Consider the following 23,035-nt stretch of genomic DNA (forward strand, 5'->3'; position numbering starts at 1 on the left):
AAGCGCACGTCACGCCCCGTCGGGCGGCGGGGGCAGGAAGTCGACCTCGTGCTTGGCCGCCAGCGCCACCACCTCGGCGGGGTTCTGCTCCGCCATGGAGTGGATGCCCCAGAACAGGTCGTAGAGCGGCCCGGTCGGCGACACCCAGAACACGCATTTGGTCGGCGCGTCGGACTTGTTGAAGATGCCGTGCGGGACGCCCCGCGGCAGCCGGATCAGGTCGCCCGGACCGGCGCCGACCTCCTGCCCGTCGAGGACGAGGTCGAAGCGTCCCTCCAGCACATAGATGAACTCGTCCTGGTTGGGATGGATGTGCGGCGGCACGAAGGTCCCGGGCGGGAAAGTCGCGTGCCAGGAGAAGGAGCTCTCCGTCAGGTGCTTGGGCACATAGGTCTGGCCCAGGATGTTCCAGACGATTCCGTCGATGCCTTGGCCGGCCGGCGTCACGCCTGCGGTCATCGGTTTCATGGTTTGCCCTCCCTGGTGCGCTGCTGATGATAGATCGGCTCAAAGGTGAAGGTAACGGTCCTTCACGCTGGCGTCGGCCATGAGCTCGGCGGTGGAGCCTGTCCACACCACATGCCCCTTCTCCAGCACGACATGCCGGTCGGCGATGCGGGCCAGCGCGTCGACATGCTTGTCGATCACCAGGATCGACTCGCCCTCCGCCTTGAGGGCCGCCAGGCAGGACCAGATCTCCTGCCGGATGATGGGCGCCAGCCCCTCGGTCGCCTCGTCCAGGATGATCAGCTTGGGATTGGTCATCAGCGCCCGGCCGATGGCCAGCATCTGCTGCTCGCCGCCCGAGAGCTCGTTGCCGCGGTTGCCCTTGCGCTCCTCCAGCCGCGGCAGGAAGGCGTAGACCCGCTGCAGCGTCCAGCGCCCCCGCCCGAAGCGGTCGGCCGCGGTGGCGACGAGGTTCTCCTCCACGCTCAGCGTAGGGAACACCTGCCGGCCCTCCGGCACCAGGCCGAGGCCCGCCTGGGCGCGGCGATACGGCGGCGCGGTCGTGAGGTCCTGTCCGGCGAAGCGCACCGTGCCCTCGCGCGTCCGCAGCAGGCCCATGATGGTGCTCACGGTCGTGGTCTTGCCCATGCCGTTGCGGCCGAGCAGCGTCACCACCTCGCCGGGCCCGACCTCGAGCGAGACCCCGAACAGCGCCTGGGCGTCGCCATAGCCCGAGACGAGGCCGCTGACCTCCAGCATCAGGCGGCCTCGTCGCCGAGATAGGCGGCGCGCACGGCCGGGTCGCGGCGCACCTCGGCGGGCGTCCCGGTCGCGATCAGCCGGCCATAGACCAGCACGCTCACCCGGTCGGCGAGCGCGAACACCGCGTCCATGTCGTGTTCCACCAGCAGGATGGCGTAGCGGCCCTTGAGGCTGCGCAGAAGCTCGATCAGCCTGTCGGATTCGTCGCGTCCCACTCCGGCCATGGGCTCGTCCAGCAGGATCGCCTTGGGCTGCAGGGCCAGCGCCATCGCGAGTTCGAGCGCGCGCTTCTCGCCATGCGAAAGCCGGCCCGCCGGAACCCTCGCGCGGGCCGCGAGCCCGACGGCGGCCACCGCCGCGCGGGCCGGGCCGTTCAGCGCCTCGTCCTGCGCCGCGCGGTCGAACAGCCGCAGCGGACGCCTGGCCCGCGCCTGCGCGGCCAGCGCGACATTGCCGAGGACGTCGAGCGACGGGATGATCGACGTGATCTGGAAGGTGCGCGCCAGCCCGGCGCGCGAGCGCGCCTGGGGCGTCGCGCGCGTGACGTCGGCGCCGTCGATCCGGATGCGCCCTTCGGAAGGCCGCAGCGTCCCGGCGATCTGGTGGATGAGCGTCGTCTTCCCGGCCCCGTTCGGGCCGATGAGCGCATGCAGTTCGCCCGGCATGACGTCGAGCGAGACGTCGTCCGTCACCCTCAGCGCCCCGAAGCTCTTGCGCAGGCCCGAGAGGGCGATCATCGGCGCGGCCGGCCCGGTCATGCCGGGTTCCCCCCGTTCTCGCCCGCGCGCCCGCGGACGAGCCGCTCGGCGAGCTGCGCCAGGCCGCCCCGCGTGAACAGCACGAAGAGCACGATGAGCGCCCCGAAGCCGAGCTTCCAGTGTTCGGAGAGGTCGGCCAGCCCCTCCTCCAGGAGCAGGAAGGCGGCGGCGCCCACGATGGCGCCCCACAGCGATCCGAGCCCGCCGATGATGATCATGAAGATGAGCTCGCCCGAGCGCTGCCAGGCCATGTAGGCCGGGCTGACGAACTCGGCGTGGTTGGCCAGGAGGACGCCCGAGAGCCCGCCGATCATGCCGGAGATCACATAGGCCGCGAGACGCACCCGCATCACCTCGTAGCCGAACGACGCCACCCGGACCGGGTTGTCGCGCGCGCCCTGCAGGACGCGGCCGAAGCTGGAGCCCACGATCCGGCGCACCAGCCCATAGGACGCCGCCAGAACGGCGAGGCACAGATAGAAGAACACGGTCTTGTTCTTCAGCAGGGGGAGCCCCGCCAGGGTGGAGCGCGCCGAGAGCGTCAGCCCGTCGTCGCCTCCATAGGCGTAGAGCGCCTGCGAGAAGAAATACGCCATCTGCCCGAAGGCCAGCGTGATCATGATGAAGGCGACGCCCTTGGTCCGCAGCGACACGGCCCCGGTGAAGGCGGCGAAGACGGCGCATACGGCGAGCGCCGCCGGGACGACGATCAGGAGGTCGCCGCGCCCGTGCTCGATCAGGATGCCGGTCGCATAGGCGCCCAGCCCGACAAAGGCCGCGTGCCCGAAGCTCACCAGCCCGCCGACGCCCAGGATCAGGTCGAGCGACAAAGCCGCCACGCCGTAGATGACGATGCGCGTGGCGAGCGAGAGCCAGTGCCCCTGCCCGGTCCAGGCGATCAGCGGCGGCGCCAGGGCCAGCGCCAGGAAGATCACGGCCGGCGCGGCTGCGCCGAAGGGCGGGCGAGCGGCGCGCGCCGCCGGCGCGACGGCCGGGGCTGCGGCGGGCGCTGCGTCGCGGCTCATGTCCGCCCCCGGGCCGGCAGCAGCCCGTCGGGCCGGAAGAACAGCACCACCGCCATCAGGACGTAGATGAACATCGACGACAGCCCGCCGGCGATGCCGCGCGCCGCGGCGGGCGGGAAGAACAGCCGCAGCAGGTCGACCGAATAGGACCGCCCCAGCGTGTCCATGAGGCCGACCAGGAGCGCCGCCACGAAGGCGCCGCGGATCGAGCCGATGCCGCCGATGACGATGACCACGAAGGCGAGGATCAGCACGCTGTCGCCCATGCCGGGCTCGACCGACAGGATCGGCGCCGCCATCGCGCCCGCAAAGCCGGCCAGCATCGCCCCGAAGGCGAAGACGACCATGAACAGCCGGCTGATGTCGACGCCGAGCGCCGACACGATCGGCGCATTGGAGGCGCCCGCCCGCACCAGCATGCCGATGCGGGTCTTCTCGATCAGAACCCAGAGCCCCAGCGCCACGCCCAGCCCCGCCGCGATGATGGCGAAGCGGTACACCGGGTAGAGCACCCCCTCGCCCAGCAGCACGGACCCCTGCAGCCATTCGGGCACCGGCACGCTGAGCGGCGCGGCGCCCCAGACCATCTTCACCGCCTCGTTGAGGAACAGGATCAGCCCGAAGGTGGCGAGGACCTGGTCGAGGTGGTCCCGGCCGTAGAGCCGGCGAAAGACCAGCGCCTCCATCAGGAGGCCGATCGCCAGCGTCCCGGCCAAGGCGAGCGCGAGCCCAGCCGCGAAGTTGCCGGTCCAGCCGATGCAGGCCACCGCCAGATAGGCGCCCAGCATGTACTGCACGCCGTGCGCGAGGTTGATGAAGTCCATCACGCCGAACACCAGCGTCAGGCCCGCGGCGACGAGAAACAGCAGGAGACCGAGCTGCATCCCGTTCAGGATCTGGATGGTGAGGAGCGTGAACGACATGCCGGTTCGGGAATCCAGTGGCCAGGACGCGAGCCCCCGGCCGGGGCCGCGACGCGGCCCAGGCCCGGGGTCGGCGGCCTTACTTCAGCGGGCACTCCGCCGCATAGGTGTCGCCATAGTCGGAGAACACCTTTTCGACGATCTCGGTCTGGTACTTGCCGTCGGCGCGCTTGGCGGCCTTCACGACGTAGAAGTCCTGGATCGGGTAGCCATTGGTGTTGAACTTGAACTTGCCGCGCAGCGACGGGAAGTCCGCCTTCTTGATCGCCGCCCGCAGCGCCGCCTTGTCGGAGGTGGAGCCCTTGGTGGCCGTCAGGGCGCTGTTGATCAGCTGCGCCGCGTCATAGGCCTGCATGGCGTAGGAGCCCGGCACGACATTGTAGGCCGCCTCATAGCCCGCCACGAACTTCTTGTTCTGCGGGTTGTCCATGTTGGGCGCCCAGCTCATGCCGCCGAAGAACCCGAGCGCCGCGTCCTGCTGCGCCGGCAGGGTCGACTCGTCCACCGTGAAGGCGGAGAAGAACGGCGTCTTGTCGGCGAGGCCGGCCTGGCGGTACTGCTTGACGAGGTTCACGCCCATGCCGCCGGGCATGAAGGTGAACAGCACATCGGGCTTCGCCGCCGCGATCTTGGCGAGTTCGGCGGAGAAATCGAGCTGTCCGAGCGGCGTGTAGACCTCGTCGACGATCTCGCCCTTGAAGTGCCGCTTGAACCCCGCCAGCGAGTCCTTACCGGCCTGGTAGTTCGGGGCCATGATGTAGGCGCGCTTGTAGCCCTTGTCCTGGGCATACTTGCCCAGCACCTCGTGCGGCTGGTCGTTCTGGTAGGACGTGACGAAGAAATTCTCGCTGCACTGCTTGCCGGCGAAGTTGGAGGTGCCGGCGTTGGGCGAGATCAGGATCGTGCCCGACTCGGTGACCGGCTTGTGGATCGCCTGCAGCACGTTGGAGAACACCGGCCCGACGACGAAATCCACCTTGTCGCGCTCCAGCAGGGCGCGAACCTTGGTGACGGCGACGTCCGGCTTCAGCTCGTCGTCGACCACGATCACCTCGACGGGGCGGCCGGCCATCTTGCCGCCCATGTCCTTCACGGCGAGCTGGAAGCCGTCCCTCACCTGCTGGCCGAGCGCGGCCTGGGGTCCGGAGAGCACGCTGACGAGGCCGATCTTCAGGGCCTCCTGCGCGCTCGCGCCCGAGATCGACGCCGCGATGGCGCCGACGGCCGTAGCCGCCGCCAGGAACCTGATGGAATGAGCGATACGCCTCATGTGAAAGACCCCTCCCCTCGAACCCGGGCGAAGCCCAGGGCGCCGAACACTAGGACAGTAAACCCGATGGGCTCCAGCCATAATTGTTGGCATGGCCGGCCACGGCAGGCAAATTGTTTCAACATTAAAACATCTCGGGCGAACCGGGGGCCGGGCGGAGCCCCTGCGGCCTTCATCATCGCGCTTGCGCAACGGGCCGGCGTTATTTTAAGCTTGAAGCATTCGGAGCCGACGCGTTCGGGAGAGCAAAGCGCATGGCCGATCTGATCGGGCGCAGGGCGATCGTCACCGGCGGCAGCCGCGGCATCGGCCGCGCCATCGCCAGATCGCTCACGCAGGCGGGCGCGAACGTGATCGTGTTCGGCCGCTCGGAGGCCGCCCTCACGGCCGTCGTGGACGCCGGCGACGCGGGCCACGGCGTCGTCGCGGACGTCACGGACGCCGCCTCCCTGCGCTGGGCGATCGAACGCGCACTGGCGGGCGGCCCCGTCGACATCCTCGTCAACAACGCCGGGACGGCCGCCTCCGGCCCCTTCCTGAAGCAGTCCGACGACGCCTTCGCCGAGATGCTGGCACAGCACCTCACCGCGCCGGTGCTGGCGAGCCGGGCGGTCCTGCCGGCCATGCTGGCCGCCGGGCGCGGACGCATCCTCAACGTCGCGTCGACCGCGGCCCTCAAGGGCTACGCCTTCATGACGGCCTACACGGCCGCCAAGCACGCCATGCTGGGCTTCACCCGCGCGCTGGCGCTCGAAACCGCGGCGTCCGGCGTCACCGTGAACGCCGTCTGCCCCGGCTTCACGGAGACCGACCTCGTCCGCGACGGCATGGTCCAGCGCGCCGCCAAGCAGGGACGCGCGCCCGAGGAGCTGATGCGCGAATTCACCGCGAGCAAGCCGATGAAGCGCCTCGTGCGGCCCGACGAGGTGGCGGCGGCCGCGCTCTGGCTGATGTCCGACGGCGCCGCCGCGGTCACCGGCCAGGCCGTCGTGGTCGATGGCGGGGAGATGTCGGCATGATGCTGGACGCCGAAACCAAGGCGCTCGAGGAGCCCGCCGCCCATCACGAGGAGCTGAAGCTCTGGCTGAGGCTGCTCACCTGCGCCAACCTGATCGAGACGCAGATCCGCTCCCGGCTGCGCGAGCGCTTCGACATCACTCTGCCCCGCTTCGACCTGATGGCGCAGCTCGACCGCGCCCCCGACGGCATGACGCTGTCCCAGGTCTCCAAGCGCATGATGGTGTCCAACGGCAACGTCACCCACATCGTGGACAAGCTGCTCGCCTCCGGCGATCTCGACCGCCGCACCGCCGAGCATGACCGCCGCGTGCAGGTGATCACCCTCACGCCCAAGGGCCGGGCCGAGTTCCGCGCCATGGCGGCCGAGCACGCCGACTGGATCGCGACGCTGTTCGGCGGCCTCTCGGAGACCGAGATCGGCCAGCTGATGCGGCTTCTCGGCAAGGCCAAGACATCCGTGGCGAAGGCGTCGCAGGCCAAGGCTCCGCCGTCCAAACCAGCCGCCCAGGAGGACCGCCCATGACGCCCGCCAGCCAGGCGACCCTGCCGCTCTCCGGCTATTCCGCAGCGCATTTCAGCCTCGCGATCGAGGGCCGGACGGCGGTCGTGACGTTGAATCGCCCCGAGAAGAAAAACCCGCTGACCTTTGAATCCTATGCCGAATTGTGCGACGTCTTTCGCGCGCTGGCCAAGGACGAGGCGGTCAAGGCCGTGGTGGTCACGGGCGCGGGCGGGGACTTCTCCTCCGGCGGCGACGTGCACGAGATCATCGGGCCGCTGGTCGCCATGGACACGGTGGCGCTGCTCAGGTTCACCCGCATGACGGGCGAGCTGGTCAAGGCGATGCGCGCCTGCCCGCAGCCGGTGGTCGCCGCGATCGACGGCGTCTGCGCCGGCGCCGGCGCCATCATCGCGATGGCGTCGGACATCCGCTTCGGCACGGCCCGCGCCAAGGTGGCGTTCCTGTTCAACCGGGTGGGCCTCGCCGGCTGCGACATGGGCGCCTGCGCGATCCTGCCCCGCATCATCGGCCAGGGCCGCGCCTCCGAGCTGCTCTACACCGGCCGCGCGCTGCCGGGCGACGAGGCCGAGCGCTGGGGCTTCTTCAACCGCCTCTGCGCGCCCGAGGCCCTCCTCGGCGACGCCAAGGCCTTCGCGGCGGAGATCGCCTCCGGGCCGACCTTCGCGCACGCCATGACCAAGCGCATGCTGCACATGGAATGGGCGATGAGCGTCGACGACGCCATCGAGGCGGAGGCCGTGGCCCAGGCCCTGTGCATGCAGACGGAGGATTTCGGCCGCGCCTACCGCGCCTTCGCGGCGAAGCAGAAGCCCGTCTTCGAGGGCGACTGACATGCCCGACCGCTCCTACCTGGACTGGCCCTTCTTCGAGCCCCGCCACGGCGAGCGCGTCGGCGCGATGGACGCCTGGGCGCGGGACGTCCTCCCCTCCGCGGTGGACCACCACGACGTCGACGGAACCTGCCGGCGCCTCGTGGGCGAACTCGGCCGGGCCGGCTGGCTGAAGGCCGTCGCGCCGGCGGAATTCGGCGGCCAGGGCGAGGGCTACGACGTGCGCACGCTGTGCGTCTCGCGCGAGACGCTGGCCTATCACGACGGCCTCGCCGACTTCGCCTTCGCCATGCAGGGCCTGGGCTCCGGCCCGATCGCGCTGTTCGGAACGGCCGAGCAGAAGGCCCGCTGGCTCCCGGACGTCGCCGCCGGCCGGGTCATCCCCGCCTTCGCGCTCTCGGAGGAGGAGGCCGGCTCCGACGTCGCCGCCCTGGCCTGCGCGGCGACGCCGGACGGGCCGGACCATGTCCGCCTCGACGGCGGCAAGACCTGGATCTCGAACGGCGGCATCGCCGACCTGTACGTCGTCTTCGCCCGCACCGGGGAAGCGCCCGGCGCGCGCGGCCTCTCCGCCTTCCTGGTCCCGGGCGATGCGCCGGGCCTGCGCATCGCCGAGCGCATCGACGTCATGGCCCCGCACCCGCTGGCGCGCCTGGCCTTCGAGGGGTGCCGGATCCCGCTCGCGAACCGCCTGGGCGGCCCCGGCGACGGGTTCCGCATCGCGATGGCCACCCTCGACGTGTTCCGCTCGACGGTGGGCGCCGCCGCGCTCGGCTTCGCCCGGCGCGCCCATGACGAGGCGCTCGACCGGGCCCAGTCCCGCATCCTGTTCGGACGGCCCATGGCCGACCTGCCCCTCGCGCAGGCCTCGCTGGCCGAGATGGCGACCGACATCGACGCCGCCGCGCTGCTGGTCTATCGCGCCGCCTGGACCAAGGACGCCGGCGCGCCGCGCATCACCCGCGAGGCCGCCATGGCCAAGATGGTCGCCACCGAGAGCGCCCAGAGCGTCATCGACAAGGCGGTCCAGCTCTTCGGCGGCCTCGGCGTGAAGACCGGGGTGAAGGTCGAGAGCCTCTATCGGGAGATCCGGGCGCTGCGGATCTATGAGGGGGCCACCGAGGTGCAGAAGCTGGTCATCGCCCGCGAGATCCTGAAATCCCACGCCGCCGGGGCCGCCCAGCCGCGAACCTGACACGCAACGGAGCGAGAACGCCATGGCTCACTCAGCGCATGTCGACACCTTCACCCGGGACAACCTGCCGCCGCCCGAGCTGCAGCCGACCTTCCTGTTCGACCTGCCGGAGCTGCGCTATCCGGAGCGGCTGAACGCCGTCACCGAGCTTCTCGACCGCTGGGTGGCGGCGGGGCGCGGCGACCGGCCCTGCATCCTGTCGCCCGGCGTGAGCTGGACCTACGCCGAGCTCGGCGAACAGGTGAACCGCATCGCCAACGTGCTGGTCGGCGAACTCGGCCTCGTCCCGGGCGGCCGCGTGCTGCTGCGCTCCGCCAACTCGCCCATGCTGGTGGCGGCCTATCTGGCCATCCTGAAGGCCGGCGGGGTCGTCGTCGCCACCATGCCGCTGCTGCGCGCCAGGGAGCTCGCCTACCCGATCCAGAAGGCCAGGGTGAGCCTCGCATTGTGCGACGCGCGCCTCACCGCGGACCTGGAGGCCGCGCGCGCGCTCTCGCCGGACCTGACCCGGATCGTGCCGTGGGGCGACGGCGCCCCGGGATCGCTGGAGACGCTCGCGGCCGCCGCATCGCCGGACTTCGAGGCGGTCGACACCGCCGCCGACGACGTCGCCTTGATCAGCTTCACCTCGGGCACCACCGGCCAGCCCAAGGGCACGATGCACGTCCATCGCGACCTGCTGGCCATCTGCGACGCCTATGGGCGGCAGGTGCTGAAGCCCCGGGAAGACGACGTCTTCATCGGCTCCCCGCCGCTCGCCTTCACCTTCGGGCTGGGCGGGCTCGTCCTGTTTCCGCTGAGGGTCGGGGCGGCCTCCGCCATCCTGGAGCGGGCGGGCCCCGACGATCTCCTGGCCGGCGTCGCGCGCTTTCAGGCCACCATCTGCTTCACCGCCCCGACCGCCTACCGGGCGATGCTGGGCAAGCTCGCCGGGCATGACGTGAGCAGCCTTCGCCGTTGCGTCTCCGCCGGCGAGGCGCTGCCGCCCGCAACCTTCGAGGCCTGGCGCGCCGCGACCGGCCTCGCTCTGATGGACGGGATCGGCGCGACCGAGATGCTGCACATCTTCATCGCCGCCCCTTACGAGAAAGTCCGCCCCGGCGCGACCGGCCTGGTGGTCCCGGGCTACGAGGCGAAGGTCATCGACGCGCAGGGGCGCGAGGTCCCGCGCGGAACGGTCGGGCGCCTGGCGGTGCGCGGTCCGACGGGCTGCCGCTATCTCGCCGACGAGCGGCAGCGCCACTATGTCGAGAACGGCTGGAACGTCACCGGCGACGCCTATCTGCAGGACGAGGACGGCTATTTCCGCTACCAGGCCCGCTCCGACGACATGATCGTGTCGGCCGGCTACAACATCGCCGGGCCGGAGGTCGAGGCCTCCCTGCTGGCCCATCCGGCGGTCGCCGAGTGCGGCGTCGTCGGCGCGCCGGACGACGAGCGCGGCTCCATCATCAAGGCCTATGTGGTGCTGCGCGATCCAGCCGCTGCCTCCCCGGCCCTGGCGCAAGAACTTCAGGAGTTCGTGAAGGCGGACATCGCCCCCTACAAATATCCCCGCGCGATCGCGTTCGTAGCCCAGCTGCCGCGCACCGAGACCGGCAAGCTCCAGCGTTTCGCCCTGCGCCAGCAGGCCATGGCGGACGCCGACCCGCTGCTGAGGTCCGCATGAGCGACGCGGCGATGACGAACCCGGCGGGCCGCCCGCTCCTCCTTCCCGAGGCGCTCCTGCCTGAAGGCTGGCCCCGGCCCCGCGGCTACGCCAACGGCATGCTGGCCCGCGGCGCCCTGCTGGTCACCGGCGGGGTCGTCGGCTGGGACGCGCAGGAGCGCTTCCCCGACGGCCTCGTCGCGCAGGTGCGGCGAACGCTGGAGAACATCCGCGCCATCCTGGCGAGCGGCGGGGCCGAGCCCCGCCATCTCGTGCGCCTCACCTGGTACGTCGTCGACATCGAGGACTACGCCGCCAACCTGAAGGCGATCGGCGCCGCCTATCGCGACGTCTTCGGCGCGCACTACCCCGCCATGGCGCTCGTGCAAGTGGTGCGTCTCGTCGAGACCCGCGCGCTGGTCGAGATCGAGGCGACGGCGGTGGTGCCGGACGCGCCGGCCTAAGGGCGGCGCTCCCCGCCGCATCGGCCGGGAGCGCCGCGCTCCGTCTCTATTTGGCCGCCGTGGCGGTGCGGCGAGGCGCGGTCTCCAGGAACGCCCTCACCTGCTCCTTCCAGAAATTCGCGATTCCGGTGGTGCCATGCCCGCGGGTCTGCTCGCTCGCCGGGATCAGATAGACCTTGGCGTTCGGCAGCTTGGCGATGGCGCGGTCCAGCACGCCGGTTTCGGGCGGATTGCGCTCGTCGTCGGCCGAGTTGACGGCCAGAAGCGGCGCCTTGAGGCGATCGAGCCGGGGGGCGGCGTTGTAGTCGCGCGACGCATCCCACTGGTACATAAAGTCGTTGGCGTCGTTGGGGAACGGCGCGGCGAGCCGCTCGTCCAGGAACTTGTCGGCCTTTTCGCGCGTCGGCGCGGCCGCCTGATAGGCCAGCGTCCCGCCATTCGTGGCGATCCCGTAGAAGGCGTTCGCCACCCTGAGCGCCTTGGGCTGCGCCGTGTAGTCGCCGTTCTTCCAGTCCGGGTCGTTGCGCACCGAATCGATGATCATGCGCCGCATCATCCAGTTGCGGCTCGACATCTCGGTCGGCTGCGACGCCATCGGGACGAGCGCGTCCATCTCGTCCGGATAGGTCACGCCCCACACCCAGGTGTGCATGCCGCCCATCGAGTTGCCCAGCACCAGCCGCAGGTGGCGCACGCCGAGGCCCTCGGTGACGAGCCGGTGCTGGGCCATCACCATGTCGTCATAATTGTAGCGCGGGAACTTGGCCCTGAGACCGTCGGACGGCTTGGCGGACTTGCCCGCCCCGAGCGCGTCGGGAAGGATGATGAAATATTTCGTGGCGTCGAGCGGCTGACCCGCCCCGAAGAGCTCGCCCGCAAAGCCGGGCGTGAGCATGCTGGCCGCCGAACCCGCCGTGCCGTGCAGCACCAGCACCGGTTCGCCCGAAGGATCGCCGACGGTGACGTAGTGCAGCTTCACCTCCGGCAGCGTCTCGCCCGTATGGAACGTGAAGTCCTTGGCGACCCAGTCGCCCTCGACGGGCTTGGGATAGTCGGCGGCCTGCACCGTGGCTGCGAAGAACCCGAGCGCCGCGGCGGCGGCCGCCGGCAACAACCGTCTCAACTCCATGTCGACCTCCCACGCCGGCGCGCGCGCCAGTGTGAGTCGCCTGGGCTAGGCGCCGATCGGCGAGGAGGATCGCGCATCGACCGGCCGGGCACAACTCACGTCCGTGTGGGACGCCGGCCGGCCCGCCTCAGTTCTGCATGCCCCATTTGAGCACCGTGCGGCGCTCCAGGGTGCGGAAGATCAGGTTCTCCACCACGAGCCCGATCACGATGACGGTGAGCAGGCCGGCGAACACCGCCGGAATGTCGAGCAGGTTGCGGTTCTCGAAGATGAACCAGCCGAGTCCGCCCTGGCCGGACGACACGCCGAAGACGAGCTCCGCCGCGATCAGCGTGCGCCACGCGAAGGCCCAGCCGATCTTCAGGCCCGTCAGGATCGACGGGAACGCCGCCGGGATCAGGATGCGGAAGACATAAGGCAGCCCCCGCAACCCGTAGTTCCGGCCCACCATGCGCATGGTCTGGGACACGGCCCGGAAGCCCGAATGGGTGTTCAGCGCCACCGCCCACAGCACCGAGTGGATGAGGATGAAGACGAGGCTGCCATTGCCCAGGCCGAACCAGATCAGCGCCAGCGGCAGCAGCGCGATGGCCGGCAGCGGGCTGAACATCGCCGTCATGGTCTCCAGGAAGTCCGTCCCCAGCCGCGTGTTGATGGCCGCGATGGTCAGGATGGCGGCCAGCAGCACGCCGGAGACATAGCCCATCACCAGCACCTTGATGGACGTCCAGGCGCGGTTGATCAGCACGCCGTTCTCGATCCGCTCCCACATGGCCTGGAGCGTGTCCGAGAAGGTGGGGAACAGCAGCGGGTTGTCGAGAACCCGGCCATAGATCTCCCAGATCACGCACAGCATCAGGATCAGCGCCGCCTTGCGGACGAAGCCGTTGTCCCAGATCAGTTCCCAGGCGCTGAGCTTGCGCTCCACCTCGCCCAGATGGGCGCCGTCGGCGGCCTGGTCGCGCATCGTGATGGTGGCCGCGCCGACGCGCGTCTCCAACACGCGCGAGGCCCGCGCGGGCGGAACGGCGCCGGAAGGAGGAACGGCGGAGGGGGGAACGGCGGCGTGCTCGGTCATGTCGCTCACTCCGCGTGGGCCGCTTCATCGGCGAACAGAAGCTCGTGGATCTTCTTCTCCAGCTGGGCGGCCGTGCCGTCCTCCGCCGAGACCTTGTCGACGTCGATCACCTCCGCCTTCACCCGCCCGGGATGCGGCGAGAGCAGCAGGATGCGATTGCCGATCTTGATCGCCTCGGCGATCGAATGCGTCACGAACAGCACCGTGAACTTGGTGTCCTGCCACAGCTGCAGCAGCTCGTCCTGGCAGGTGCGCCGGGTCAGCGCGTCGAGCGCCGCGAAGGGCTCGTCCATCAGCAGGATGTCGGGCTCCATCGCCATGCCGCGGGCGATGGCGACGCGCTGCTTCATGCCGCCCGACAGCGTGTGCGGATAGCTGTCCACGGCGCGGGTCAGGTTCACCTTCTCGAGCGAGGCCCGCGCCTTCGCCTCCGCGTCGCGCCGGCTCAGCCCGCGCGCCACCTGCAGCGGGAACATGACGTTCTCCAGCACGGTGCGCCAAGGCAAGAGCTGGTCGAACTCCTGGAACACCATCATCCGGTCCGCCCCCGGCTCGGTGACCTTGCGGCCCTTGATGGAGATGGAGCCCTCGCTAGGCGTGAGATAGCCGCCCACCGCCTTCAGCAGCGTCGACTTCCCGCACCCCGAGGGACCGAGCAGCACGAACCGGTCCGACGCGTTGACCGAGAAGCTGACCCGCTCGGTCGCGGTGACCAGCACGCCCGGCGTCTTGTAGCGCAGCGTCACGCCGTTCACGTCGAGAAGGGGAGCCATGGCGAAATCCTGGTCTGCGCGGCGACGGATCTTCAGGAATGACGCTGCACCGGAAAAGGCAAGCCGGCGCGGCCGGCCGGGTCGGCGCAGCCCCGGGTCAGTTGCCCGGCAGGTCGTGGGCGATCGGCAGGTAGTAGTCCTTCCACGACGCCGGCATGGTCTTCAGCGTCCCCACCTTGTTGAGGTGCGCGGCGAATTTCATGGTGCCCTGCGGATACAGGTTCCACTCCATCATGCCGGGCTGGCCGAGCAGGTCCTTGAGGACCTCGGCCGAGGTCTTGTCGTTGTTGATCTCCCTGTAGGCCTCGATGGCGTCAGCGAGGTTCGTCTCGATGAAGGCCTTGGCCTCCTCGGCCGCCTTGCGCACCGCCTCGATCACCTTCGGGTTCTGGTCGGCGAACTTCGTCGTCGTAAAGAACTGCCCCTGCGACAGCGGCCCGCCGATGATCTCAGCCGAGTTGATCACGACATGTGCGTCCGCGACCTCCTTCAGCTCGTAATAGTCGAAGGGCGGCGCGGCGAAGTGGCTGCGCACCTCGTGGCTGGCGTTCTTCAGCGCGATGAAGCCGTCCGGATGGCCCATCTGGACCGTGTTGGGATCGAATTTGGCGTATTGGTCCGGGCCGAACATCTTGGCCGCGGCCATCTGCAGCAGGATGGCCTGCGTCGAGGTCTTGACGGTGGGCACCGCGATCTTGTCGGTCGGGCCAAGATCGTTGAGCGTCTTGATGCGCGGGTCGCGGCTGACGAGCTTCAGCGGCAGCGCCGAACTCGCCACGATGCCCTTGATCCCGCCCTTGGTGCGGTCCCACAGCAGCAGAAGCTGCCCCGTTCCGGTGTTCACCAAGTCCACATTGCCGGAGATCAGCGCGTCCTGCTGGGCGCCGCCATTGCTGAAGGACAGCCATTTGACGGAGAGGCCCTTCAGGCCCAGCGTCTCGGCGTGCTTCTCGATGAGCTTGTACTTCTCGATCACGTGCAGCGGCATGTAGAGGATGCCCGGCTGGCGGCTGATCGTGATCTCGGATTTGGCCTGGGCGGACGCCCCCGAAGCCAACCCCAAGGCGCCCGTCGAAAAAGCGGCTGTCGAGGCTGCGGCGGCCAGAATGTCACGGCGATTAAGCACGGCGGATCCTCCCGGGTTTTTCCATGCACTAATGCACTAGCGCACGATGGGCAACCGAAAAGGCGCGCGGAGTCGTGGTGTGGGAGGTTTGAGCTTGTGCGCTATGGCGCGCGCAAAGTGCGCGCCTGCGATAATGTCGGACGCCCGCTATCGGCGGCCCAGACACGAAAAAGCCGCCATGAGTTTCCCCAAGGCGGCGTTCCCAGTGTGCCTCGAACCATCAACTCGCCAGTACATCCGTGGTCGGACGAAAGCTCGGGTCAGGCGGTCCTCAAGGCGAAGCCGAAGACCGCGGCACGGACGCTGTATGACAGGCAATTGTGTCAGGATTGCGACATCCCCGACAAGACCACCGCTTCGATGGCGTTTCAAACTGTCTAGTGGGCGAGAGGTGGTAGCGGAGGACGGAATCGAACCGCCGACACAAGGATTATGATTCCTCTGCTCTAACCAGCTGAGCTACTCCGCCCCAGGGCCTTGCGGCTGTCGCGGGGTTCGGTCGTTGCACCCCCGCGAGGCGTCGCGGATATAGTCCGCGGCGAGACGGGGTGTCAAGCGCCGGACGCGCTCGGTCCGGGGCCGGGCGCCGCGCCCGCCGGGCCGCTCAGGCGGGGGCTGGCGCCAGGGATGCGGGAGCCCTGCGCCGGCGCCTGCGCACCTCCTCCAGCGTGGCGGGCCGGAAGTCGTGCACGTCCACCCCGACGTCGTATTGGCGCGGCGCGGGAGTGAGCTTGCCGTGGCTGTGGCCGTGCAGGTCGAGCACGCCCTGCCCCATGCGGTTCCAGGTCCGGAACGGGTAGTGGCACATCACCAGCTTCACCCCGTCGAGCTCCATCTCGGCGTAGTGCTGCACGCTGGCCCAGCGGGTCGACGCCACCGTGGCCGGCCCGTCATTGTTGCCGATGACGAGATGCTTGGTCCCGGCCAGCCTGTCGAGCAGCGCGTCGGCCTGGCCGTCCGGCTTGCCCAGCGCGAAGTCGCCGAGATGCCAGACCTCGTCGGCGGGCCCCACGACGGCGTTCCAGTTCGCGATCAGCGCCTCGTCATGCTCCTTCAGGGACGCGAAGGGGCGCCGGTCGATCCGCAGCACGCGCGGGTCGCCGAAATGGGTGTCGCTGGTGAAGAAGACCGTCATGGGCGGGAAAGCGGCGGCGCGGTCCGGCGGTTCCGGCGAGGGGCGCATCCGCCTCGCCGGCGCGGCGCAAGCCGCCCCGCCGCGCCGTCGCCGAAGGTCAGACGATCTTGATCGACATGTCGGGCAGGCCCTCGATCTTGCAGAGCAGCACGTCGCCCTTCACCACCGGGCCGACATTCTCCGGCGTGCCGGAGTAGATGATGTCGCCGGGCATCAGCTCGAACGCCTCCGAGAGCTTGGAGATTTGCTCGGCCACGCTCCAGATCATGTTGGACAGGTTGCTGGACTGCTTCACCTGCCCGTTCACGGCCAGCGAGATCGCGCCCTTCTCGAACGGGCCGGTTTTGTCGGCCGGATGCAGCGGCCCGATCGGCGCCGAGCGGTCGAAGCTCTTGCCGATCTCCCACGGCTTCTTCTCGTCTCCCATGGCGCGCTGCAGGTCGCGGCGCGTCATGTCGAGGCCGACCGCGTAGCCGAAGACGTGCTCAAGCGCCTTGTCGATGGGGATGTTGCGGCCGCCGCTCTTCAGCGCCGCCACCAGCTCCACTTCGTAGTGGTAGTTCTTCGTCAGCGACGGATAGGGATGGTCCGCGACCTCGCCGACCTTGACGTTCTGGATCGCGTCGCTCGGCTTCTGGAAGAAGAACGGCGGCTCGCGGTTGGGGTCGGACCCCATTTCGCGGGAATGGGCGGCGTAGTTGCGGCCGATGCAGTAGATCCTGCGCACCGGGAAGACCTGGTCCGTCCCGACGATCGGGATGGTGGTCTGCGCCACCGCGAACAGGGCTTTGGGGGCGGCGGTCACCTGGGCCTGCGCCCCTGGCGCGAGCGCCACGCCCGCGCCGGCCAGGGCCGCGAGCGACAGGATTTCACGACGGCTTTGCTCCATGGAGTTGTCCTCTCAGCGTCTTGTTGCGCCATGCGTCCCATGCGGCCGAAGAACCCGGCCCACGCGCCATGGGGTTGCAACGGCGCCGGATTGTCAACGATCCGCCGGGCCCCATGTCATCGCCGGGCGCAACCCGCCGGCCGCTCGGGCATTGTCGGGTTCGGTGCGGAACGGCGCGCCTCAGGACCCAAGCCCTTGCCGCTTTACCTCTTCACCAACGCGCAATTCTCCCTCGCCGTCTGCGCGGACGGGGAGGGCCGCGGCCTGCCGCCGGGCGACTGGACCCTGCTGAAGGAGGTCGACCCCGCCGAGATCGACGCGGCGATCGTGGCCCGCGTCGCCGCCGAGGGGCACTGGTACTACCGCCCCGGCCGATCGCCCGCCGACGCGGCCCAAGGGGCGGCGGACGGCCCCCCTCCCGAAAAATAATTCCGCGCCGGCGTCCTCGCCCGGGGATCGAACCCGCTTCAGCCGCATTCACGGTTGATGTATGAACGATACGGCGAGCGGGGGTGCGGGATGGACGGTCGGCCAGCGAGTCTCACGCGCGTCTATGACCTCGCCGAGCTGGTCGCCGACGGCTGCATCCACGCCGTGGGCGTCGTGGGAGGCCTGGTCGGGGCGGCGCTGCTGATCGTGCTCGCGGCCGGAGTGACCGGCGCGCTCGAACTCACCTCCGTCATCGTCTACGCGGCCGCCCTGGTGGCCATGCTGGGCTTCTCGGCGGCCTACAACATGGTCCCGCCCTCGCGCCTGAAATGGCTGCTGCGGCGCTTCGACCATTCCGCCATCTACGTCATGATCGCCGGCACCTACACGCCCTTCATGACGGTGTTGCGGGAAAGCCTCTGGGCGCCTGGACTGTCCATCACGGTGTGGACGGGCGCGATCGCGGGCGCCGCCATGAAGATCCTGCTGCCCGGCCGTTTCGACCGCCTCGCCATCGGCATCTATCTCGCGCTCGGCTGGGCCATCGTGTTCGCGCTGGATCCGCTCGCCAAGGCGCTGCCGACCACCGCGATGTGGCTGCTCACCGCCGGCGGGCTGCTCTACTCGTTGGGCGTGATCTTCCACGTCTGGGAGAGCCTGCGCTTCCAGAACGCCATCTGGCACGGCTTCGTGCTGGCCGCCGCCGGCTGCCACTATGGCGCCGTGCTGGACTGCATGGTCCTGTCGCGGACCTAGGAAGCCGTGCGGGCCTCGTGGGCTAATACTCCACCGTCACCACGATGGTGTCCCGGTAGACGCCCGCCGCCGGATAGGGAGCGTTTCCGGCCGGCTGGATGCAGCCGTAGCCCACATGGTTCTGCGCGCTTCCGGTTCCGATCGCGCTCAGCCCCGATCCCAGCGTCGATCCCCAGGGAAGCGTGCAGCCGGCCCCGCGATAGACCCCGTACTTGATCGTGTCGGTTCCGCCCGTGCGCTTCATGAGTCGCGCCTGAGGGTCCGTGGCCCCGGTCAGGCCGCCATCCAGATAGACCAGGTAGGGCGAATCCTTCGTGCAGGTCACCGGGAAGCTGAAACTGGCCTGGATCAGCGCCGTGATGCTGGAAAACGACCCGAAGTTCAGGTTGCCCGCCGAGAGAGAGCAGGCTGGCGTCACTCCCGCCGAGACGGTGAACGACGCCGGGGCCGTGGCGCCGGCCGAGCCGCCGGCGCAACTCATCGACGCCAGAGGGCCGTAGCGCAGGGTGGCGAAACCGGAGAAGCTCGAAGCGTACGCCCCCACCGGCGCAGTGATCTGGGGCAGCGGCAGGCGCGCATAGATCGACGCCGTCGCGCTCCCGGTCCCGCCTGCGCCCAGCGTCACGTCGAGAGCGGGCCCCCGCCCCGTCGCGGTCGTCCACACGCTGGTGAACGAGGGGTCCGAATAGAGGTCGTACTGCAGCGTGTTGGCCCCTGCCGCGAGGGTCCGGACGCCGGCGACCGTCTGCCCGCCTGATCCCGCCCCGATGTCGAGACATCCCCGCACGGCGCTGGAGGGCGCCCCCGTGCAGGTCATCGTGACCCTGCCCAGGGTCGTCACGCTGCTGAGGCTTGTCGTCGCCACGGTCGAGCCAAAGGTCAGGTTGTCGACGGCGACGCTGCAGGACGGCGCCTGCGCCACGGCTTCGCCCGTGAGGATCGCGGCGCCGAGCCCCGCAAGGCCGAGCACGATGAACCAGGCGCGCAGCAATCGCCGAAGACCGCGGATCACAGGCATTGCAGGGGTCCTATCTCGACGACCCGGTCGGGCTCGCCGCCTCGGGGGGCCGTGGCGCGGCACTTCGATCCATCGAGGTCGATCTCGATGACGCTGTCCGGCTTTACCCCGGCCACGACCGAGCGTCCGTCGAGCCCGGTCAGGAAAGCCGGGCCGCCGTCGACGACCCCGCTCAGTCCCGCCGGCACGTTGTCTCCATTGGGCAGCTTGAGAAAGATCGCCGCCGGAGCGGATTTCCCGGCGGCGGACGCTCCGGCGAAGCGGATGGCGAGGCCCCCCTTGCGCGCCGGGACCACCGTCGTCTCGGTCTGATCGAGCGTCAGGTCGGCCGGCGCCGCCAGGGGGTCTATGCTGATCTTGTTGCGCTGCTGCGAGAACAGCGTCGGCACCAGCGCACGCCCGAACACGTCCGTGCGCGCCACGGTGCGTCCCTCGTGTTGGACGCCGATTCCCGGGGCGCCGACATCGACGACCGCGAAGGCGTCGTCGGCGCGGCGGCCGATCGCCGGACCCGCGCTCGTGACCGCGATCGCCCCCTCGAACTCGCCCTGGAAGGAGCCGACCCTGGAGCCGTATCGCCCGTCCGCGGCCACCCGGCCGTAAGGCGACAGATAGGCTGCGCTCGCTTGCAGGACCTGGCTGTCGCCCGTCCCGGAGAGCCGGGTGCGGCCCCCGTAGGAACCGACTTCGGAGCCCATCGCCTTCTGAGCTTCGACAGTGGCGGACAACTGCCCGCCGACCTGCGACATGCCCGCCGAAACCGTTCGTTCGTCGTCGAAGCTGAACGTGAGGCCGGCGAAGGCGCCCAGGCTGCGGTCCCGTCCCAGATCGGCGAAGGTCGACACATAGGCCGACCAGCTCTTTCCGATGTTCTGGTTGTAGGCCAGGCTGACGATGCGCGACGCGGCCCGCTTTTCGTTGCTCCGATGAACGAAATTGAGATTGATCGAAGAACTCGGCAGGGGACCGGGCGCGCCGACCGAGAGCTGGTCTGCGTAGCGCGGCGGCTCGGCGCTCGACAGGAATCCCGTTCCCCACCCCTCATACGGGCTGCGAATGGCGTTGTATTCCAACGAGCGCTGCCGAGAGGGCCTGTCCAGCCGCGCCGTCACCGAGACGAGGTCCGCAAAGGCCCCGAACGAGCGCTGCGAGGAGCCCGTCACGTAGAGCGGGCCGATCTTGGTCTGCACCGATCCGTAGGCCTGGGATCCCATGCCGGCGCCCGAATGGCTCGCCCGCCCGGCGACGGACACCACGGCGCGGTCGAACGCGTTCGCCGTGACGCCCGCCCCGACCCCGGCGAGCCCGCCTCCCGTTTCGTTGTAGGTTTCGAGCGTCACCGCGTCCGTGACCCCGTAGCGCGCCGACGCGAAGCCGACGGGGTCCTTGCCATAGGTGGTGGCGGCCGTCGCGTAGCCGTAGCGCGCGAAGCCGCCCCCGAACGCATAATCGAAGACCCCCTGCCCCAGCACCGAGGCGGAGGTCATGAACGGCACCGTGGTCCTGACCTCGCGCCCGGTCGCGTCCCGCACCACGACCTGCGCGCTCCCCGCGCCTGCGACCGAGGGAACGTTGCTCAGGGAGTAGGGCCCGAGGCCGACCTCGCGCGAGAAGGTCTTCACCCCGCCCACATAGACGTCGACCGTCGACGGCGCCGCCGCCGTCCCGTTCAGGACGGGAACCGCGGTGGTGACGATGTCCGGCCGCAGCCCGTAGTCGCGCGAGACCATGGCGCCGCCCACCCGGATGGCGCGCGCCCAGGTCGGTCCGGAGGAAATCAGATCACCCAGCCGGAACGACGTGGCGGTCTCGACATGGTCGTAGGTGTAGGCCGTCTCCAGCCGGATAGCGTTGTTCTCGGACGTCGGCGTCCGCCCGAGGATGGCCGACTGAGACAGCACCCCGTACGGAGACACGGCGCGCGCCTCCAGGCTGAGCGACGCTCCCGAGAAGGTCGGCCGGTAACCGTCGGCGCGCGTCTGAGCGGACCCGAAGGCGACGTAGTTCACCAGCAAGCCCATGTCGGACGGGGTCTGCGGCGGCCGGGGGTCGGCCTCCCCGCCGGCATTGACGACCTGCGGCATCAGCAGACGCACATCGGCGGTCTTGAATGCGATGGTTTGCTTGCGCTCGTCGTAAAGCGCAACGAAGCCCTCGATGGAGGACAGGGAAACCCTTTCGTCGTCGGCGCCCTTGCCGGGCGCCTTGACTCCGAGTTCGCGCAGTTCTCTGCGCGTGGCGGAAATGGTCCCGTCGGGACTGGCGAAGAACGCGCCGATGAGCTGCGTCGGACGATCGTTGATGAACACTTCGAGTTGGAGGCTACTGTCCTCCGCCCCCGTGGGGGTGGCCCTCGACTCAGACTGGGCCGCAGCGAAAGCGATACAGACGACGCCAGCTCTAACGAGCCGAGTCGACCTGCGCATCGATGGCGCCTCCATCTGATCTCGCTGTGATCCTCAACGGCCCCGAGCCGAAGCCCTTCGGAACGGGTCGCTCCCAGGACATCGTCCCGTCCGCCAGGACGTAGCCCACGAGCCCTTCGCCGAAATTCGCAACGGCGCGGCCGTCGCTGACCTTGAGCCCGAGGATCTTGGCGCGAGCGCCGCCCGCGTTCGTCGCGGTGACGATCACGCGCCCGCCTTGGACCTGCGCCCGCCAGCTCAGCTTGGGAGGGGAACCCAGACCGCCGCGGAACATCGGGATGGAATGGCTGGCCAGAATGGTGACCTGGCCGGCCTTGAAATCCCGGGGGTTCGGCAACTCGCTGATCACCACCCGGTAGGCTTCCTCCGGGCCGGCCGCGGCCCGCCCCAGCGTCACGAGCCGCACCGTATAGTCCTGGCGCGGTTGCAGCTGAACGGTCGGCGGCGACGCCACGACCTGGCTGGCCGGAATGAGCTCCTCCCGGCCGTTCTGCTGGACCCACTGGAGGACCCTCACCTGTGCGTTCATCGGCTGCGAGCCCTCATTCCGCACCGTCACCACCGAAACGGGGGCGGCGCCCTTCGTTTCGATCAGGGTGGGAGTGACCTGCAAGGCTCCTGCGAAGGCCGGAACGGCCGACGCAGCGCACAGGGCGGCTGCTGCGAGCGTGATGCGCGACATGGCGAGGGTCCTGCCGGTTGATCAGTAGGTGACGGTGACGACGACCGTGTCGGTGTAGGCGCCGGAAGCCGGGTAGACCGTGGTCGCGCCGCCGAGGAGCTTGCCGTAGACGTTCTGGGCGACGCCCACGCCGGAGGTCGAAGTGGCCGGGACGGCGACGCCGGTTCCGGTGCTGAGCCACGGCACGGTGCGCGCCGCATCCGAGTACAGCTCGTAGTTCAGGGTGTTGGCGCCGGCGATGAGCTTGCGCTGCGTGCCGCCGCCCGCGTTCAGGCCCGTGCCGAGGGTCACGTTCACCGGGACGCCCGCGGCGCCGCAGACGACCGTGAACTTGCCGGTCGTGGCTTCCGGAACGCCGGCGGTCGGGATGGAGGTGACGGCGGTTCCGAAGCTGAGCCCGACCGGAGTCGCCATCGTGCAAGCGCCGACGACCGTAGCGCTGACCGTCATGTTGCCGACGAGCGTCTGGGCGGCGAAGCCGGAGGTGGAGGCGAGGCAGAGACCGGCGGCGGCGCCGGCGAGAAGGTGGCGAATACGCATGACAGGATTCTCCCGTGATCCCTCCTTCTGGAGGGAACCCCGCGCCCGCATGACGCGGCGGTTAACCAGAAGATGCTGCGATCAGGCTAAAATCCCATTAACGAAAACGAACAACTAATTGGAATAATTGCATTTAATACGATTAGTCATAGAAAACGCCCGCTCAGATTGCATCATTTGACGGGGTAA

24 protein-coding genes and 1 tRNA gene are annotated in these 23,035 nt (G+C 69.4%); 8 read left to right on the plus strand and 17 right to left on the minus strand.

Annotated elements, in window-relative coordinates; translation table 11 throughout:
- Positions 1-9: 9 nt before the first annotated feature.
- From ABEG18_RS13805 to ABEG18_RS13830, 6 genes are all read right to left on the minus strand, one after another.
- On the minus strand, positions 10-468 hold the full coding sequence (locus ABEG18_RS13805) for a cupin domain-containing protein (protein WP_406853629.1): 459 nt from the start codon (positions 466-468) through the stop codon (positions 10-12).
- Positions 469-507: 39 nt separating this feature from the next.
- Positions 508-1,206, minus strand: a complete 699-nt coding sequence (locus ABEG18_RS13810) for an ABC transporter ATP-binding protein (RefSeq protein WP_406853630.1) — start codon at positions 1,204-1,206, stop codon at positions 508-510.
- Positions 1,206-1,967, minus strand: a complete 762-nt coding sequence (locus ABEG18_RS13815; protein ID WP_406853631.1) for an ABC transporter ATP-binding protein — start codon at positions 1,965-1,967, stop codon at positions 1,206-1,208. The genes ABEG18_RS13810 and ABEG18_RS13815 overlap by 1 nt, the downstream gene beginning before the upstream one ends.
- Positions 1,964-2,992 (minus strand): branched-chain amino acid ABC transporter permease, encoded by a 1,029-nt coding sequence (locus tag ABEG18_RS13820; RefSeq protein WP_406853632.1) that lies wholly within the window; start codon positions 2,990-2,992, stop codon positions 1,964-1,966. Before ABEG18_RS13820 ends, ABEG18_RS13815 begins: the two co-directional genes overlap by 4 nt.
- A complete protein-coding gene (locus ABEG18_RS13825; protein WP_406853633.1) occupies positions 2,989-3,915 on the minus strand; it encodes a branched-chain amino acid ABC transporter permease in 927 nt (308 codons plus the stop codon). The genes ABEG18_RS13820 and ABEG18_RS13825 overlap by 4 nt, the downstream gene beginning before the upstream one ends.
- 79 nt (positions 3,916-3,994) lie before the next feature.
- A complete protein-coding gene (locus ABEG18_RS13830) occupies positions 3,995-5,185 on the minus strand; it encodes an ABC transporter substrate-binding protein (protein ID WP_406853634.1) in 1,191 nt (396 codons plus the stop codon).
- 254 nt (positions 5,186-5,439) lie between these two features.
- On the opposite strand from ABEG18_RS13830, the gene ABEG18_RS13835 reads away from it, so the two are divergent.
- Genes ABEG18_RS13835 through ABEG18_RS13860 form a run of 6 tightly spaced genes read left to right on the plus strand, consistent with a single transcriptional unit; the run spans position 5,440 to position 10,865 of the window.
- Positions 5,440-6,204: an SDR family NAD(P)-dependent oxidoreductase gene (locus ABEG18_RS13835; RefSeq protein ID WP_406853635.1), complete on the plus strand. Its 765-nt coding sequence runs from the start codon at positions 5,440-5,442 to the stop codon at positions 6,202-6,204.
- A complete protein-coding gene (locus tag ABEG18_RS13840; protein WP_406853636.1) occupies positions 6,201-6,728 on the plus strand; it encodes a MarR family winged helix-turn-helix transcriptional regulator in 528 nt (175 codons plus the stop codon). Before ABEG18_RS13835 ends, ABEG18_RS13840 begins: the two co-directional genes overlap by 4 nt.
- On the plus strand, positions 6,725-7,558 hold the full coding sequence (locus ABEG18_RS13845; RefSeq protein WP_406853637.1) for an enoyl-CoA hydratase family protein: 834 nt from the start codon (positions 6,725-6,727) through the stop codon (positions 7,556-7,558). Before ABEG18_RS13840 ends, ABEG18_RS13845 begins: the two co-directional genes overlap by 4 nt.
- A gap of 1 nt (position 7,559) precedes the next feature.
- Positions 7,560-8,753, plus strand: a complete 1,194-nt coding sequence (locus ABEG18_RS13850) for an acyl-CoA dehydrogenase family protein (RefSeq protein ID WP_406853638.1) — start codon at positions 7,560-7,562, stop codon at positions 8,751-8,753.
- Between the two features lie 22 nt (positions 8,754-8,775).
- On the plus strand, positions 8,776-10,422 hold the full coding sequence (locus tag ABEG18_RS13855; protein ID WP_406853639.1) for a benzoate-CoA ligase family protein: 1,647 nt from the start codon (positions 8,776-8,778) through the stop codon (positions 10,420-10,422).
- On the plus strand, positions 10,419-10,865 hold the full coding sequence (locus ABEG18_RS13860) for a RidA family protein (RefSeq protein WP_406853640.1): 447 nt from the start codon (positions 10,419-10,421) through the stop codon (positions 10,863-10,865). Before ABEG18_RS13855 ends, ABEG18_RS13860 begins: the two co-directional genes overlap by 4 nt.
- A 46-nt stretch (positions 10,866-10,911) precedes the next feature.
- On the opposite strand, the gene ABEG18_RS13865 is transcribed toward ABEG18_RS13860, so the two are convergent.
- The 7 genes from ABEG18_RS13865 to ABEG18_RS13895 form a co-directional block, all read right to left on the minus strand.
- Positions 10,912-11,994, minus strand: a complete 1,083-nt coding sequence (locus tag ABEG18_RS13865; protein ID WP_406853641.1) for an alpha/beta fold hydrolase — start codon at positions 11,992-11,994, stop codon at positions 10,912-10,914.
- A 127-nt stretch (positions 11,995-12,121) separates the two neighbouring features.
- The gene (locus ABEG18_RS13870) at positions 12,122-12,961 is read right to left on the minus strand and encodes an ABC transporter permease (RefSeq protein ID WP_406858610.1); all 840 of its coding nucleotides are present in this window, start codon (positions 12,959-12,961) and stop codon (positions 12,122-12,124) included.
- Positions 12,962-13,077: 116 nt separating this feature from the next.
- On the minus strand, positions 13,078-13,845 hold the full coding sequence (locus ABEG18_RS13875) for an ABC transporter ATP-binding protein (protein WP_406853642.1): 768 nt from the start codon (positions 13,843-13,845) through the stop codon (positions 13,078-13,080).
- A 97-nt stretch (positions 13,846-13,942) separates the two neighbouring features.
- A complete protein-coding gene (locus ABEG18_RS13880) occupies positions 13,943-14,950 on the minus strand; it encodes an ABC transporter substrate-binding protein (protein WP_406858611.1) in 1,008 nt (335 codons plus the stop codon).
- 413 nt (positions 14,951-15,363) lie between these two features.
- A tRNA-Met gene (locus ABEG18_RS13885) sits at positions 15,364-15,440 on the minus strand.
- Between the two features lie 135 nt (positions 15,441-15,575).
- On the minus strand, positions 15,576-16,106 hold the full coding sequence (locus ABEG18_RS13890; RefSeq protein WP_406858612.1) for a metallophosphoesterase family protein: 531 nt from the start codon (positions 16,104-16,106) through the stop codon (positions 15,576-15,578).
- Between the two features lie 97 nt (positions 16,107-16,203).
- A complete protein-coding gene (locus ABEG18_RS13895; RefSeq protein ID WP_406853643.1) occupies positions 16,204-16,995 on the minus strand; it encodes a fumarylacetoacetate hydrolase family protein in 792 nt (263 codons plus the stop codon).
- 195 nt (positions 16,996-17,190) lie between these two features.
- On the opposite strand from ABEG18_RS13895, the gene ABEG18_RS13900 reads away from it, so the two are divergent.
- Together ABEG18_RS13900 and ABEG18_RS13905 are read left to right on the plus strand one after the other, a co-directional pair.
- Positions 17,191-17,424 (plus strand): hypothetical protein, encoded by a 234-nt coding sequence (locus tag ABEG18_RS13900; RefSeq protein ID WP_406853644.1) that lies wholly within the window; start codon positions 17,191-17,193, stop codon positions 17,422-17,424.
- 90 nt (positions 17,425-17,514) lie between these two features.
- On the plus strand, positions 17,515-18,180 hold the full coding sequence (locus ABEG18_RS13905; protein WP_406853645.1) for a hemolysin III family protein: 666 nt from the start codon (positions 17,515-17,517) through the stop codon (positions 18,178-18,180).
- 22 nt (positions 18,181-18,202) lie between these two features.
- On the opposite strand, the gene ABEG18_RS13910 is transcribed toward ABEG18_RS13905, so the two are convergent.
- Genes ABEG18_RS13910 through ABEG18_RS13925 form a run of 4 tightly spaced genes read right to left on the minus strand, consistent with a single transcriptional unit; the run spans position 18,203 to position 22,846 of the window.
- Positions 18,203-19,198 (minus strand): spore coat protein U domain-containing protein, encoded by a 996-nt coding sequence (locus ABEG18_RS13910; RefSeq protein ID WP_406853646.1) that lies wholly within the window; start codon positions 19,196-19,198, stop codon positions 18,203-18,205.
- Positions 19,189-21,624 (minus strand): fimbria/pilus outer membrane usher protein, encoded by a 2,436-nt coding sequence (locus ABEG18_RS13915; protein ID WP_406853647.1) that lies wholly within the window; start codon positions 21,622-21,624, stop codon positions 19,189-19,191. Before ABEG18_RS13915 ends, ABEG18_RS13910 begins: the two co-directional genes overlap by 10 nt.
- The gene (locus ABEG18_RS13920; RefSeq protein WP_406853648.1) at positions 21,599-22,306 is read right to left on the minus strand and encodes a molecular chaperone; all 708 of its coding nucleotides are present in this window, start codon (positions 22,304-22,306) and stop codon (positions 21,599-21,601) included. The genes ABEG18_RS13915 and ABEG18_RS13920 overlap by 26 nt, the downstream gene beginning before the upstream one ends.
- A 21-nt stretch (positions 22,307-22,327) precedes the next feature.
- Entirely contained in the window at positions 22,328-22,846 is a 519-nt protein-coding gene (locus tag ABEG18_RS13925; protein ID WP_406853649.1) for a spore coat protein U domain-containing protein, read from the minus strand.
- Positions 22,847-23,035 lie beyond the last annotated feature (189 nt).

Origin of the sequence: Alsobacter sp. KACC 23698 (assembly GCF_045348435.1) — a bacterium.
Classification (GTDB): Bacteria; Pseudomonadota; Alphaproteobacteria; order Rhizobiales; family Beijerinckiaceae; genus Alsobacter.

What these genes read in the sequence shown, in the direction of transcription:
- ABEG18_RS13805 (WP_406853629.1), bottom strand. Translation starts at nt 468, where the DNA reads ATGAAACCGATGACCGCAGGCGTGACGCCGGCCGGCCAAGGCATCGAC.
- ABEG18_RS13810 (WP_406853630.1), bottom strand. Translation starts at nt 1,206, where the DNA reads ATGCTGGAGGTCAGCGGCCTCGTCTCGGGCTATGGCGACGCCCAGGCG.
- ABEG18_RS13815 (WP_406853631.1), bottom strand. Translation starts at nt 1,967, where the DNA reads ATGACCGGGCCGGCCGCGCCGATGATCGCCCTCTCGGGCCTGCGCAAG.
- ABEG18_RS13820 (WP_406853632.1), bottom strand. Translation starts at nt 2,992, where the DNA reads ATGAGCCGCGACGCAGCGCCCGCCGCAGCCCCGGCCGTCGCGCCGGCG.
- ABEG18_RS13825 (WP_406853633.1), bottom strand. Translation starts at nt 3,915, where the DNA reads ATGTCGTTCACGCTCCTCACCATCCAGATCCTGAACGGGATGCAGCTC.
- ABEG18_RS13830 (WP_406853634.1), bottom strand. Translation starts at nt 5,185, where the DNA reads ATGAGGCGTATCGCTCATTCCATCAGGTTCCTGGCGGCGGCTACGGCC.
- ABEG18_RS13835 (WP_406853635.1), top strand. Translation starts at nt 5,440, where the DNA reads ATGGCCGATCTGATCGGGCGCAGGGCGATCGTCACCGGCGGCAGCCGC.
- ABEG18_RS13840 (WP_406853636.1), top strand. Translation starts at nt 6,201, where the DNA reads ATGATGCTGGACGCCGAAACCAAGGCGCTCGAGGAGCCCGCCGCCCAT.
- ABEG18_RS13845 (WP_406853637.1), top strand. Translation starts at nt 6,725, where the DNA reads ATGACGCCCGCCAGCCAGGCGACCCTGCCGCTCTCCGGCTATTCCGCA.
- ABEG18_RS13850 (WP_406853638.1), top strand. Translation starts at nt 7,560, where the DNA reads ATGCCCGACCGCTCCTACCTGGACTGGCCCTTCTTCGAGCCCCGCCAC.
- ABEG18_RS13855 (WP_406853639.1), top strand. Translation starts at nt 8,776, where the DNA reads ATGGCTCACTCAGCGCATGTCGACACCTTCACCCGGGACAACCTGCCG.
- ABEG18_RS13860 (WP_406853640.1), top strand. Translation starts at nt 10,419, where the DNA reads ATGAGCGACGCGGCGATGACGAACCCGGCGGGCCGCCCGCTCCTCCTT.
- ABEG18_RS13865 (WP_406853641.1), bottom strand. Translation starts at nt 11,994, where the DNA reads ATGGAGTTGAGACGGTTGTTGCCGGCGGCCGCCGCCGCGGCGCTCGGG.
- ABEG18_RS13870 (WP_406858610.1), bottom strand. Translation starts at nt 12,961, where the DNA reads ATGCGCGACCAGGCCGCCGACGGCGCCCATCTGGGCGAGGTGGAGCGC.
- ABEG18_RS13875 (WP_406853642.1), bottom strand. Translation starts at nt 13,845, where the DNA reads ATGGCTCCCCTTCTCGACGTGAACGGCGTGACGCTGCGCTACAAGACG.
- ABEG18_RS13890 (WP_406858612.1), bottom strand. Translation starts at nt 16,106, where the DNA reads ATGACGGTCTTCTTCACCAGCGACACCCATTTCGGCGACCCGCGCGTG.
- ABEG18_RS13895 (WP_406853643.1), bottom strand. Translation starts at nt 16,995, where the DNA reads ATGGAGCAAAGCCGTCGTGAAATCCTGTCGCTCGCGGCCCTGGCCGGC.
- ABEG18_RS13905 (WP_406853645.1), top strand. Translation starts at nt 17,515, where the DNA reads ATGGACGGTCGGCCAGCGAGTCTCACGCGCGTCTATGACCTCGCCGAG.
- ABEG18_RS13910 (WP_406853646.1), bottom strand. Translation starts at nt 19,198, where the DNA reads ATGCCTGTGATCCGCGGTCTTCGGCGATTGCTGCGCGCCTGGTTCATC.
- ABEG18_RS13915 (WP_406853647.1), bottom strand. Translation starts at nt 21,624, where the DNA reads ATGCGCAGGTCGACTCGGCTCGTTAGAGCTGGCGTCGTCTGTATCGCT.
- ABEG18_RS13920 (WP_406853648.1), bottom strand. Translation starts at nt 22,306, where the DNA reads ATGTCGCGCATCACGCTCGCAGCAGCCGCCCTGTGCGCTGCGTCGGCC.
- ABEG18_RS13925 (WP_406853649.1), bottom strand. Translation starts at nt 22,846, where the DNA reads ATGCGTATTCGCCACCTTCTCGCCGGCGCCGCCGCCGGTCTCTGCCTC.